Source organism: Micrococcus sp. KRD096 (genome assembly GCF_017168495.1).
Lineage (GTDB): Bacteria > Actinomycetota > Actinomycetes > Actinomycetales > Micrococcaceae > Micrococcus > Micrococcus luteus.
This window is the reverse complement of the sequence record NZ_JABFAY010000002.1, coordinates 102,263-115,174: the sequence shown is the minus strand read 5'-3', so window position 1 is coordinate 115,174 and position 12,912 is coordinate 102,263. Positions and strand designations below refer to the sequence as shown.

Genomic DNA, 12,912 nt, shown 5'->3' with positions numbered 1-12,912 from the left:
CGGGGCCGGGCCCCGGTCAGTGGCGGATGCCGCCCGCGGGGTCGTCCAGGAAGTCCGCCGGGTCCTCGACCGCCTTGGAGGGCCCGTGCAGGGCGCCCCGGCCGTAGGCGATGTCCAGGTTCTCGACCGTGAGCACGTTCCGCGGCGGGCCGGAGGCCACGACACGCCCGCCCATCAGGACCACATGGTCCGCCTCCGCAGCCTCGTCGAGATCGTGGGTCGTGTAGACCACGGACACCCCGCGCGTCGGCTCCTCGTGGAGGAGGTCGTCGATCGTGCGGGCGGAGACGATGTCGAGGCCCGTCATCGGCTCGTCGAGCAGCAGCACGTCGTGGTCCTGGGCGAGGCCCTGGGCCACGTAGGCGCGCTGGCGCTGGCCGCCGGAGAGCTGGTCGAGGTGCCGCCGCGCCAGGTCCGCGACCTGCATGCGCTCCATGGCGGCCCGCACGATGTCCCGGTCCTGCTTCCGGAACGGGCGGAACCACCCGAGCGTGGGGTACCGGCCCATCCCGACGACGTCGCGCACCGTCACCGGCACTCCCTGGGGCACGCCGATGGACTGCATCACGAAGGAGGTGCGCTGCGAGCGCCGCCGCGGGTTCTCGCCGAGCACCTCCAGCGCACCGGAGGCCGGGTCGCTCAGGCCCGCCAGGGCGGTCAGCAGCGTGGACTTGCCGGAGCCGTTGGGCCCGATCACCGCGATCAGCCGCCGGGCCGGCAGGGTGAAGTCGGAGGGCCGGACGGCCACGTGCGAGCCGTGGCGCAGTTCGAGCGCCCGGGCGACCGAGAGGGGAGGCGTGGCCGCCGCGGCGCCCGCGGGGAAGGACGCGTTCATCGGGCGACCTCCGCTCCGGGCAGGGCCACGACCGGCGTCTCCTGCTCACGCTGCGCGCGCGAGCGCACGTGCCGGCCCAGGAGCGCCAGCACGGCGGCGCGGACGGCGAGCACGACGAAGAACAGCAGGATCGGCATGAGCGCCATGGTGGCCGAACCCGCCGTGCCCAGCCGGTAGCTGAGGGTGAGCCCGGTGACGACGCACGCCGCGCCGATCACGACGGAGACGAGCATCATCTGGGGGACGCTGCGCGTCAGCAGCGCCGCCGTCGCGGGCGGTCCCACGAGGAGGCCGAACACGAGCACCGTGCCCACCGCCTGGAACGAACCGATCACGGCCGCGCCGATCATCACCAGCAGCAGCGTGTGCGTCAGCCCCGGTCGCATGCCCAGCGAGCGCGCCTTGACCTCGGAGAAGCTCAGCGCCAGCAGGGGCCGGTAGAGCAGCAGGGCCAGGGCGATCACCACGACGGCGATGACCGCCTGGGTCACGATGCCGTCCACGCTGACACCCAGCACATCGCCGAACAGGATCGACGTGAGCGAACCCGTGTAGGAGTCCGACTTGGAGATGATCACCACGCCCAGGGCCATCATCCCCACGAAGAGCAGGCCGATGGCCGTGTCCTCCTTGAGGGTGGTGGCCCGGTGCACCAGGGAGATGCCCGCCATCATGACGACGGCGGCCACCGCCGCACCGAGGTGGGGGCTGCCGCCGGTGACGACCGCCAGGGCGATGCCCGGCAGGACACCGTGCACGAACGCGTCCCCGAAGAAGCTCATCCCGCGCAGCACCAGCCACGTGCCCACGACCGAGCACATCACCACCGCGATGAGTCCGCCGACGAGGGCACGCTGCTGGAAGCCCATCTGGAAGGGTTCGAGCAGCCAGTCCATCCTCAGCCCTCCAGCGCGTCGGCGAGGGTGCGGGCGTTGACGAGCATGGCCTCGGCGTAGTCCGCCTCCGGGGTGTCCTTCGGGCCGACGCCGCCCTCGTAGACCTCGATGACCGGCAGGTTGCCGGCCTCCTCGGCCACGGTGTCCACGAGGCTGTTGCGCGCGCCCGCGGACGTGATCACGGCGTCCGCGCCGCCGTCACGGATGGACCGGGCGAGCTCGGCGAGCTCCTGGGAGGAGGGCTCGCCGTCGGTGGAGCCGCCCGGGACGACGACGCCGGACACGGTGAAGTCGTAGGCCTCGCTGAAGTAGCCGTAGGCGTCGTGGTCCGTGACCAGCGTGCGGCGGTCCTCCGGGATCCCGGCGAGGATCTCCCGGACCTGCGTGTCCGTCTGCTCGAGCTCCCCGCGCACGGTCGCGCCGCACTCGGCGAACTGCTCGTCGCCCCGCTCCTGGGCGAGCGTGTCGCCCATCAGCTCGGCGGCCTTGGCCATGCGGGCGACGTCCATCCAGACGTGCGGGTCCTCGGACCCGTGGCCATGGCCCTCGTGGCCTGCCCCCTCCTCGGCGTGGTCATGGCCGCCGAAGGGCAGCGGGTCCAGCTGGGGCGCCACCTCGACGACGGTCGCGCCGTCCGCCTCCGCGTTCGCGAGGGCGGACTCCATGCCGCCCTCGAGGCCGAGGCCGTTGGAGAACACGAGGCCGGAGGAGACCATGTCCTTCACCTGCGCGGACGAGGCGGAGAAGTCGTGCGGATCATCCCCCGGGCCCATCACCGTGGCGCTGCGGGCGTCGGCGCACTCGACCACGCGGTCGAGCACGGAGCCGAGCTGCGTCGTCGTGGCGACGGCCACGGGCGTGCCTGCGGCCGAGCCGGACCCGGCGTCCGCAGAGGCGCCCGCGGCCTGCGCACCCGAGGAGTCGCCGCTGGTCCCGCCGCACGCGGCGAGGCTCAGGGTGAGCGCGGCGAGGGCCCCGGTCAGGGCGGGCAGACGACGGCGGCGGAGCATGGGGCGACCTCGTTCGTGTCGGGGACGGTGCATGAAATCGGTTCTCAACAGTAGCACCGCGCCACCCGCGACGCTCACGCGGGCCGGAACCGACGTGGCGACTGCGTCACGTCGTTGATCTCCCCGACGAGCTCCTCGAGCACGTCCTCGAGGAAGAGGATCCCCGCGGTCTCACCCTCGGGCGTGATCACCCGGGCCAGGTGGGAGCCCGTGCGCTGCATGAGCGCCAGGGCGTCCTCGACCTCGTCCTCGAGCCGCACGTTGGCCAGCGACCGCACGCGCGTGAGCGGGATCGGCTCGTCGTACCCCGACGGCCCCACGGTGAGGACATCCTTCAGGTGCAGGTAGCCGGTGTAGCCGCCATCGGGGTCCTCGACCACGAACCGGGAGAAGCCCACGCGGCCCACGGTCCACTCGAAGTCGTGCGGCGTGATCCCCTCGGGGACGGTGACGACCCGTTCACGCGGCACCATCACGTCCCCGGCCCGGCGGTCCGAGAACTCGAGGGCCGAGTGCAGCACGCCGGACTCGTCCTCCAGGGTGCCCGAGCGGGTGGACTCGGCCACGATCGACTGCACCTCCTCGAGCGTGTAGGAGGAGGCCACCTCGTCCTTCGGCTCGATGCGAAGGGCGCGCAGCACGAGGTTGGCCGTCCAGTTCAGCGCGGCCACGACCGGATGCAGCAGCTTCGAGAGCCACACGAGCGGCTGGGCCAGCAGCATCACGGCGCGGTCCGCGAACGAGACGGCGGCGTTCTTGGGCACCATCTCGCCCAGGGTCACGTGCAGGAAGGTGACCACCAGCAGCGCGAGCACGAAGGCGGTGACGTCCGCCGCCGCGGCCGGCACCCCGAGGGCGCCCATCGGGACGACGAGCAGGTGGTGCAGCGCCGGCTCGGACACGTTGAGGATCAGCAGGGAGCACACCGTGATGCCGAGCTGGCAGACGGCCAGCATCTGGGAGACGTGTTCCATCGCGTAGAGCGCCACCTGGGCCCGGCGGGAGCCGGCCTCGGCCCGCGGCTCGATCTGCGCCCGGCGGGCGCCCATGACCGCGAACTCACCCGCCACGAAGAAGGCGTTGGCGGCCAACAGGACCACCAGCCACAGCAGTCCGACGACGTCCCCGTTCATGCGCGCGTCTCCTCGTCCTCAGCGGCGGGGTCGAAGCGCACGCGCTCGATGCGGCGGCCGTCCAGACGCTCGACCGTCAGGGTGCCGCCGTCCACGTCCACCACGTCCCCGACCTCCGCCAGGCGCCCCAGGCGGGCCAGGATGTACCCGCCGACGGTCTCGTAGGCCCCGTCCTCCGGCACCACGAGGTCCGGGATCTGGGTTCGCACCTCGTCGGGCCGCAGGTCCGCCGGGAAGTACCAGCGGCCGGAGGCCGTCTGGAGGACCCCCGGAGTGACGCGGTCGTGCTCGTCCGCGACCTCGCCGACGATCTCCTCCACCACGTCCTCGAGCGTGACCACCCCGGCGGTGCCCCCGTACTCGTCCACGACGACGGCCATCTGCAGGTTCGCATCGCGCAGCTCGGCCAGCAGCTGGTCCAGGTGCACGGTCTCCGGCACGCGGATGACGTCCGTCATCAGCGCACCGGCCTCGAGATCGGCGCGGCGCTCCCGCGGCACGGCCACGACCTTCTTCACGTGCACCACGCCGCGGATGTCGTCCGAGGAGTCGCCGATCACGGGGAACCGGGAGTAGCCGGTGCTGCGGGCCAGGTCCAGGACCTCGGGCAGCGCCTGGTCCTCCCTCACGGTCTCCACGCGGATGCGCGGGGTCATCACGTCCGCGGCGGTGCGGTCCGCGAAGCGCAGCGTCCGGTCCAGGAACGTGGCGGTCTGCGCGTCGAGCGTGCCCAGCTGCGCCGAGCGGCGGACCAGCGAGGAGAGCTCCTCGGGGCTGCGCGCGCCGGAGATCTCCTCCTTGGCCTCGATGCCCACGCGGGCCAGCACGCCGTTGGAGAACCCGTTCAGGACCAGGATCGCCGGCTTGAACACCGTGCTGAACACGAGCTGGGGACGGGCGAGCGCGCGGCCGATCACCATGGGCTCGGCGATGGACATGTTCTTGGGGATCAGCTCGCCGAGGAGCATCGAGAGCAGGGTCGCCACGACCATCGCGACGACGAGCGAGACGGTGCCCACCACGCCGGCCGGCAGCCCCACCTGGAGCAGCAGCGGGTCGATGAGCCGGCTGATCGCCGGGTCCATCACGTAGCCGGTGAGCAGGGTGGTCAGGGTGATGCCCAGCTGGCACGCGGAGAGCTGGGTCGAGAGTGATTTCAGGCAGCGCAGCAGGGGCTCGGCGCCGCGGTCACCCGCGTCCACCATGCGCTGCACGGTCGGCACGTCGATCGCGATCATGGCGAACTCGACGGCCACGAAGAAGCCGGTGCCCGCGATCAGGACCAGGCCGAGGATCAGCAGGAGCCACTCCACCCGACCTCACCCCCTCGACGGCGGGCCGGGCGGCGGTGCGGGGCACCGGGACTGGAAGGCTCCGATCCGGCCGCGTCCGCGTGGGCGGACGGGCGGTCTGGCACACAGGTGTCAGGGTGATCCATAGTCCGCCCAGTATAGGGGCGTCAGGCCCCGGCGGAACGAGCCGGGGAATGCGGCCGCCTCACCACGACGAGGCGACCGGCCGGCCCTCCTCGTAGCCCGCCGCGGACTGCAGGCCGACGACGGCGCGCTCGCGGAACTCCGCCAGGTCGTGGGCGCCGGCGTAGGTCAGCGACGAGCGCACACCGGACGTGATGGTGTCCAGCAGGTCCTCCACCGAGGGGCGGCGCGGGTCCACGTACATGCGCGAGGAGGAGATGCCCTCCTCGAACATCGCCTTGCGGGCCTTGGTGAAGGCGTCCTCGTGGCGGGTGCGGTGCTGGACCGCGCGGGCCGAGGCCATGCCGAAGCTCTCCTTGTACCGCCGACCGTCCGGACCGTGCACGAGGTCGCCCGGAGACTCGAGCGTCCCCGCGAACCACGAGCCGATCATCACCGAGCTGGCTCCGGCGGCCAGCGCGAGCGCCACGTCCCGCGGGTGCTTCACCCCGCCGTCCGCCCACACGCGTGCCCCGAGCTCGCGGGCCGCGGCGGCGCACTCCAGGACCGCCGAGAACTGGGGCCGGCCCACCGCGGTCTGCATGCGCGTGGTGCACATCGCGCCCGGTCCCACGCCCACCTTGACGATGTCCGCGCCGGCCGCGACCAGGTCCCGGACGCCGTCGCCGGAGACGACGTTGCCGGCCACCACGGGCACGCCGGGGTCGAGGGCCCGCACGGCGGCGAGCGCGTCCAGCATGGTCCGCTGATGACCGTGCGCGGTGTCCACGACGAGCACGTCGACGCCGGCCTCGACCAGGACGGCGGCCTTCTCCCCCACCGCCCCGTTGATGCCGACGGCGGCGCCGACGCGGAGCCGTCCGTCGTCGTCGAGACCGGGCGTGAACAAGGACGAGCGCAGCAGGCCCGCCGCGGTGACGACCCCGCGCAGCACGGGGGCGGCGGTGCCCACCGCCGGGTCCACGACGGGGGCCATCTCCTGGCGCGCGGCGTGCAGGCGCTCGAAGGCCGCCCGCAGCGCGTCCTTGCTCGGGGCCCCGTCCGTGCCGCCGAGCTCGGCGAGCGTGAGGGTCACCGCCGGAGGGTGCATGACGGAGGCGGCCGAGGCGAAGCGGTCCACGCCCTCGCAGTCCTGGGGGCTGACCACGCCGAGCAGCCCGCCGTGCGCGTCGACCACGCAGACGGCCCCGTGGTTGCGGCGGTCCACGAGGTGGAGCAGGTCCAGCACCGTGTCCTGCGGCCCGACGGTCAGGGCGGTGTCCGCCACGGGGTGGGCCGCCTTCACCCGATGCACGACGTCCCGGATCACGTCCGCCGGGATGTCCTGCGGCAGGATCCCGAGACCGCCGCGCCGGGCCATGGTCTCGACCATCCGGCGCCCGGTGACGGCGGTCATGTTGGCGGAGACCAGGGGGATGGTGGCGCCCGTGCCGTCATCCGGGGCGATGTCCACGTCCATGCGACTGGCGACGTCCGAGTGGGAGGGCACGAGGAAGACGTCGTTGTACGTCAGGTCGACGGCCGGGTCGGTGAGGAAGCGCATGGCGTCAGTCTCCCAGACGCGGCGGACGCCGAGAGGCCCCCGCGCGTCCGCCGGGAGCGGAGTCGAGCCGAGGCCGCGGCATTCCGACCGGGGGCGTCGAAGAACTATGATGTCTCGAGGCGTTCCCGGCCCCACGCGCGCCGCGCGGGTGGACCGGCGCAGCACATCGCATCCCAAGGCTCAGGAAGAGGCGTTACACAGTGCCAGAACTCACGTCGGACCGGCTCGCACAGGAGTTCCCGGGGAACGAACGGCTCGTGGCCGAGATCTACCGGAAGTACCGCGAGGACGCCGCTTCCGTGGACCGGCAGTGGGCACAGATCTTCGCCCGTCTCGAGGCCAGCGCCCCCGCCGCCGAGGCCGAGCCGAAGGCCGCCACCAAGACCGAGCCGAAGGCCTCCGCCAAGGTGACCGAGCCGAAGGCGCCGACCGCCCCGGCCCGGGGTGCGCAGCCCAAGGAGACCTCGGTCAGCACCGGCCCCAAGCCCAAGAAGACCCCGGCGGCCCAGGCCGTGCCCTCCGAACCCGCCGACACCACCACCGCCACCACCGCGGACGAGAAGCAGGAGAAGGCCACCGTCCTCAAGGGCATGGCCAAGGCCGTCGCCAAGAACATGGACGCCTCGCTGTCCGTGCCGACCGCCACCACCGTGCGCGACCTGCCGGCCAAGGTCCTGATAGACAACCGCGTGGTCATCAACAGCCACCTGGCCCGCACCCGCGGCGGCAAGGTCTCCTTCACCCACCTCATCGGCTACGCCGTGGTCCGCGCGCTCGCGGCCATGCCCTCGATGAACGTGACCTACGAGGAGCGCGACGGCAAGCCCACCATGGTGGAGCCGGCCCACGTGAACTTCGGCCTCGCCATCGACCTGCCCCGCCCGGACGGCACCCGCGCGCTCGTGGTCCCCAACGTCAAGGCCGCCGAGACCCTCGACTTCCGCGGCTTCTGGAAGGCGTACGACGACCTCGTCCAGCGCGCCCGCAAGAACAAGCTGACGATGGACGACTACGCCGGCACCACGGTCTCCCTGACCAACCCGGGCGGCATCGGCACCGTGCACTCGGTGCCCCGCCTGTCCCAGGGCCAGGCCGCCATCATCGGCGTCGGCGCGCTGACCTATCCGGCCGCCTTCCAGGGCGCCGCCGAGTCCACGCTGCACGACCTGGCGATCTCCAAGACGATCACGCTCACCTCCACGTACGACCACCGCGTGATCCAGGGCGCCAGCTCCGGCGAGTTCCTGAAGATCGTGCACGGCCTCCTGCTGGGCGAGGACGGCTTCTACGACGAGGTCTTCCACTCCCTGCGCATCCCCTACGAGCCCGTCCGCTGGGCCCAGGACGTGCAGGTGAACCCGGAGGAGCAGATCGGCAAGGTCGCCCGCATCCAGCAGCTGATCCACGCGTACCGGGACCGCGGCCACCTGCTGGCCAACGTGGACCCCCTCGAGTACTCGATGGCCTACCACCCGGACCTCGACATCCGCGAGCACGGGCTCACCCTGTGGGACCTGGACCGCGAGTGGCCCACCGGCGGCTTCGGCGGGGCGGGCAGCCTGACGCTGCGCAAGATCCTCGGCGTGCTGCGTGACGCGTACTGCCGCACCCTCGGCGTCGAGTACATGCACATCCAGGACCCGTCCGAGCGCGCCTGGTTCCAGGAGAAGCTCGAGCAGCCGTACGCGAAGCCCACCCGCGAGGAGCAGCTGCGCATCCTGGGCCGCCTCAACGCCGCGGAGGCGTTCGAGACGTTCCTGCAGACCAAGTACATCGGCCAGAAGCGCTTCTCCCTGGAGGGCGGCGAGTCCCTCATCCCGCTGCTGGACGGCATCCTCGGCGATGCCGCCGACGCCGGGCTGGACGAGGTCGCCATCGGCATGGCGCACCGCGGTCGCCTGAACGTGCTGACCAACATCGCCGGCAAGACCTACAGCCAGGTCTTCCGCGAGTTCGAGGGGGCCACCCCGGGCGGTGCCTCGGGCTCGGGCGACGTGAAGTACCACATGGGCACCGAGGGCACCTTCGTGTCCGACGCCGGCAACAGCACCCGCGTATACCTCGCCGCCAACCCCTCGCACCTGGAGGCCGTGGACCCGGTCCTCGAGGGCGTCGTGCGTGCCAAGCAGGACCGCCTCGATCTGGGCGGCCAGCGCCCGGACTCCTTCTCCGTGCTGCCGATCCTGGTGCACGGCGACGCGGCCTTCGCCGGCCAGGGCGTCGTGGCCGAGGTGCTGCAGCTCTCACAGCTGCCCGGCTACCGCACCGGCGGCACCATCCACGTGGTCGTGAACAACCAGGTGGGCTTCACCACGCCGCCGACCCAGGCGCGCTCCACGGTGTACTCCACCGACGTGGCCAAGACCATCCAGGCCCCGATCTTCCACGTCAACGGTGACGAGCCGGAGTCCGTGGTGCACGTGGCCCAGCTCGCCTTCGAGTACCGCCAGCGGTTCAACAAGGACGTCGTCATCGACCTCGTCTGCTACCGCCGCCGCGGCCACAACGAGGGCGACGACCCGTCGATGACGCAGCCTCGCATGTACAACCTCATCGAGCAGAAGCGCTCCACCCGCAAGCTGTACGTCGAGTCCCTCGTGGGCCGCGGCGACATCACGCAGGAGGAGGCGGACAGCGCCCTGAAGGACTACCAGCAGCAGCTCGAGCGGGCCTTCGCGGAGACCCACGAAGACGCGCCCACCTCCGGCGACGAGGGCATCCGCCCGGCCGAGGACCGGGACGCGGTCCCGAAGGCGCCGGCATCCACGGCCATCTCGGCCGAGATGCTGCGGGCCATCGGGCAGGCGCACCTCGACGTGCCCGAGGGCTTCACGGTCCACCCGAAGCTCGCGGCCCTGCTCGAGCGCCGCGCCAAGATGGCCGTCGACGGCGGCATCGACTGGGGCTTCGCCGAACTGGCGGCCTTCGGCTCGCTGCTCATGGAAGGCGTGCCGGTCCGCCTGGCGGGCCAGGACTCCCAGCGCGGCACCTTCACGCAGCGCCACTCGGTGTTCCATGACCGGATCACCGGCGACACGTGGGCGCCGCTCAGGCACCTCTCCGAGGACCAGGCGAAGTTCTGGGTCTACAACTCGCTGCTGTCCGAGTACGCCGCCCTCGGCTTCGAGTACGGCTACTCCGTGGAGCGCTCCGACGCCCTCGTGCTGTGGGAGGCCCAGTTCGGCGACTTCGTGAACGGCGCGCAGACGATCATCGACGAGTTCATCTCCTCGGCCGATCAGAAGTGGTCGCAGACCTCGTCCGTGGTCCTGCTCCTCCCCCACGGCTACGAGGGGCAGGGACCGGACCACTCCTCCGCCCGCATCGAGCGCTTCCTGCAGATGTGCGCCGAGGACAACATGCGCGTGGTCAACCCCTCCACGGGCGCCAACCACTTCCACCTGCTGCGCGAGCATGCCTACGCCCGCCCGCGCCGGCCCCTCATCGTGTTCACCCCGAAGCAGCTGCTGCGCCTCAAGGCCGCCGCGAACTCGGTGGAGGACTTCACCGAGGGCCGCTTCCAGCCGGTCATCCCGGACGCCGGGGTGGACGCCAAGGACGCCACGCGCGTGCTGCTGGTCTCCGGCCGGCTGTACTACGACCTGCTCGCCCGCCGCCAGAAGTCCGGTGACACCTCCACCGCGATCGTGCGGGTGGAGCAGCTCTACCCGCTGCCGCTCGATGAGATCCGCAAGGCGCTCCGCGCCTACCCGGACGCTGACGTCGCGTGGGTCCAGGACGAGCCCGCGAACCAGGGCCCGTGGCCGTTCATGGCGCTGAACCTCGTGCCGCAGCTCGACGTCCCCGTGACCCTCGTGTCCCGCCCGGCCTCGGCCGCGACCTCCGCGGGCACCAAGGGCCGCCACGACCAGGAGCTCAGCACGCTGCTGGACGCCGCCTTCGGCCGCTGACCCGGACCGACCCTGCGCCGCCGCCGCACCCTCCGGTGCGGCGGCGGCGCCGGAACGGCCGACGAAAGGACACACTGTGCACAACCGCCGGATCCGGATCGCCGCCGTCGGCGACCATCTGCTGGCCGGTGCGGGCGACGCCCGCGCCATCGGCTGGTGGGGCCGCGTGCTCGCCCGCACCCAGGCCCCCGACGTGGAGCTGGAGAACTACGTGCTGGCCGTGCCGCACGAGACCACCGAGGACCTCAACGAGCGCTGGTGGGGCGAGGCCTCACGGCGCTTCTCCGAGGAGACGGAGAACCGCCTCGTCGTGGCCCTGTCCGACGCGGACCTGGACCTGGAGGCCACCTCCACCGCCCGTTCGCGGCTGAACCTGGCCAACGTCCTGGACACCGCCTCGCAGCGGAACATCCCGGTGCTCGTGGTGGGCCCCACGCCCACCCTGGACGAGCAGCGCAACGCCCGGCTCGCCGAGCTCAACGCGGCCTACCTGGATGTGGCCGACCGGCGCAACCACGTGTACGTGGACACGTTCACCCCGCTGGTGGGCCACGAGCAGTGGCGCTCGGACCTCGCCTCCGGCCAGGGCCGGCCGGGCCAGGCGGGCCACGGGCTCATCGCGTGGCTCGTGCTGCACCGGGGCTGGTACCAGTGGCTCGGTCTGCCTGAGCCCACGGCCTGATGTGACAGAATGGACCACCGACCGACTCGTTGAAGGGAGACGTCATGAGCAAGCGTGCACGCAAGCGTCGCGACCGCCGCAGGAACGGCGCCAACCACGGCAAGCGTCCCAACGCCTGATCGGCGTCGCGGACCGGCCGGGTGCCACCCGGCGACCGCAGACCACGAAGGGCCGTCCCCTCAGGGGACGGCCCTTCGTCATCGTCGGGGCGCCCGATCGGGTGCCCACGGGCCCCATCCCGCGGTGTCAGCCCCAGGTGACGGTCGTCGTCGGGATCTGGGTGATGCGGGTCATGATGGTGGCCCGCAGCTGCGCGGGCGCCTTCTCCTGGCAGCACCGACGCACCGCCGAGCGGATGAGCTCCTCGAGCTCCTTCTGGTGCCGGCAGTCCGGACACTCCGCCACGTGGGCGCGCACCCGCTCGATGTCCTCGGGCGTCAGGGCTCCGTCCAGATACTGGTACAGCCGCTCCAGGGAGGCGTCCTGGGCGTCGCGGCACTCATGGCCGTGCTGGTCCGCGGTCATCGCGTGGCCTCCTTCGTGCTCGTCTCGGTCTGCTTCGTGCCGCCGCGCCCGGTCCTCTTCTTCGGCTGGGCCTTGATGCCGCGCGCCGCCGCGTAGTCCTCGAGGCGCTCGCGCAGCTGCTTGCGGCCCCGGTGCAGCCGCGACATGACGGTGCCGATCGGCACGTCGAGGATCTCGGCGATCTCCTTGTACGCGAAGCCCTCCACGTCCGCGAAGTACACGGCGAGCCGGAACTCCTCCGGGATCGCCTGCAGGGCGTCCTTCACCTGGGAGTCGGGGAGCCGGTCGAGGGCCTCCGACTCGGCTGAGCGCAGGCCACCGGAGGTGTGCTCGGCGGCCCGGGCCATCTGCCAGTCCTCCACCTCAGGGTTGTCCGCCTCGAGGGGCTGGCGCTGCCGCTTGCGGTAGAGGTTGATGTACGTGTTCGTGAGGATCCGGTAGAGCCAGGCCTTGAGATTGGTGCCGGGCCGGTACTGGTGGAACGAAGAGTAGGCCTTCGTGTACGCCTCCTGGACCAGGTCCTCGGCGTCCTGCGGGTTGCGCGTCATGCGCAGCGCAGCGGAGTACAACTGGTCCACGAACTCGAGGGCGTCGCGCTCGAACCGGGCACGGCGCTGCTGTTCGGACTCGGCGGCGACGTCGATGTCGGCGCGGTCGTGCTCGGGGGCGTCCTCGGGCCGGGCGAATTCCGGCCGGCTGTTGTCAGTGCTCATCGCGGGCCAGTCTACGGTCCGGGAGGGATGCGTCAGCAGGGCGGCGCTCATGCGGGGCTCCTCTCCGGCTGCGGTCCTCGGCGAGCGGGACCGGTGCGCCGACACGGGTACGGGGTCGTCCAGTGGAGCGCCAGCAGCGTTCCAGGTATTCCCCCGAGACAGGCCGACCCCGGCCGACAGACGCCGGATAGGCTGGTCCGGTGACCCGCCCCACGCGTGCCGCCACGC

General features: G+C 72.0%; 10 protein-coding genes. 2 read left to right on the top strand and 8 right to left on the bottom strand.

The features are described 5' to 3' along the window. Window positions 1–16 precede the first annotated feature (16 nt). The 6 genes from J1M41_RS00785 to J1M41_RS00760 all read right to left on the bottom strand — a co-directional run bounded on the left by J1M41_RS00785 (window position 17) and on the right by J1M41_RS00760 (window position 6,853). A complete protein-coding gene (locus J1M41_RS00785; RefSeq protein ID WP_206450944.1) occupies window positions 17–835 on the bottom strand; it encodes a metal ABC transporter ATP-binding protein in 819 nt (272 codons plus the stop codon). Continuing rightward, window positions 832–1,731, bottom strand: coding sequence for a metal ABC transporter permease (locus J1M41_RS00780; RefSeq protein WP_036337769.1), 900 nt, complete (start codon window positions 1,729–1,731; stop codon window positions 832–834). The genes J1M41_RS00785 and J1M41_RS00780 overlap by 4 nt, the downstream gene beginning before the upstream one ends. Before the next feature lie 2 nt (window positions 1,732–1,733). Beyond that, window positions 1,734–2,741 carry a metal ABC transporter substrate-binding protein gene (locus J1M41_RS00775; RefSeq protein WP_206450943.1) on the bottom strand — a complete coding sequence of 336 codons (1,008 nt, stop codon included), beginning with the start codon at window positions 2,739–2,741 and terminating at the stop codon, window positions 1,734–1,736. A gap of 74 nt (window positions 2,742–2,815) precedes the next feature. Next, window positions 2,816–3,874: a hemolysin family protein gene (locus J1M41_RS00770; RefSeq protein ID WP_098093194.1), complete on the bottom strand. Its 1,059-nt coding sequence runs from the start codon at window positions 3,872–3,874 to the stop codon at window positions 2,816–2,818. After that, window positions 3,871–5,187, bottom strand: a complete 1,317-nt coding sequence (locus J1M41_RS00765; RefSeq protein ID WP_098093196.1) for a hemolysin family protein — start codon at window positions 5,185–5,187, stop codon at window positions 3,871–3,873. Before J1M41_RS00765 ends, J1M41_RS00770 begins: the two co-directional genes overlap by 4 nt. Window positions 5,188–5,371: 184 nt before the next feature. Beyond that, complete coding sequence (locus J1M41_RS00760; protein ID WP_206450942.1) at window positions 5,372–6,853, bottom strand: GuaB1 family IMP dehydrogenase-related protein; 1,482 nt, start codon at window positions 6,851–6,853, stop codon at window positions 5,372–5,374. 200 nt (window positions 6,854–7,053) lie between these two features. Between J1M41_RS00760 and J1M41_RS00755 the strand changes: the two genes are divergently transcribed. Both J1M41_RS00755 and J1M41_RS00750 read left to right on the top strand, forming a co-directional pair. Continuing rightward, complete coding sequence (locus J1M41_RS00755) at window positions 7,054–10,764, top strand: multifunctional oxoglutarate decarboxylase/oxoglutarate dehydrogenase thiamine pyrophosphate-binding subunit/dihydrolipoyllysine-residue succinyltransferase subunit (RefSeq protein WP_206450941.1); 3,711 nt, start codon at window positions 7,054–7,056, stop codon at window positions 10,762–10,764. A gap of 76 nt (window positions 10,765–10,840) precedes the next feature. Then, the gene (locus tag J1M41_RS00750; protein WP_010079058.1) at window positions 10,841–11,446 is read left to right on the top strand and encodes a GDSL-type esterase/lipase family protein; all 606 of its coding nucleotides are present in this window, start codon (window positions 10,841–10,843) and stop codon (window positions 11,444–11,446) included. A 246-nt stretch (window positions 11,447–11,692) separates the two neighbouring features. Here J1M41_RS00750 and rsrA read toward each other — a convergent pair whose 3' ends face one another. Beyond that, window positions 11,693–11,971: a mycothiol system anti-sigma-R factor gene (gene rsrA, locus J1M41_RS00745; protein WP_206450940.1), complete on the bottom strand. Its 279-nt coding sequence runs from the start codon at window positions 11,969–11,971 to the stop codon at window positions 11,693–11,695. After that, on the bottom strand, window positions 11,968–12,684 hold the full coding sequence (locus J1M41_RS00740) for a sigma-70 family RNA polymerase sigma factor (protein ID WP_206450939.1): 717 nt from the start codon (window positions 12,682–12,684) through the stop codon (window positions 11,968–11,970). The genes rsrA and J1M41_RS00740 overlap by 4 nt, the downstream gene beginning before the upstream one ends. Window positions 12,685–12,912 lie beyond the last annotated feature (228 nt).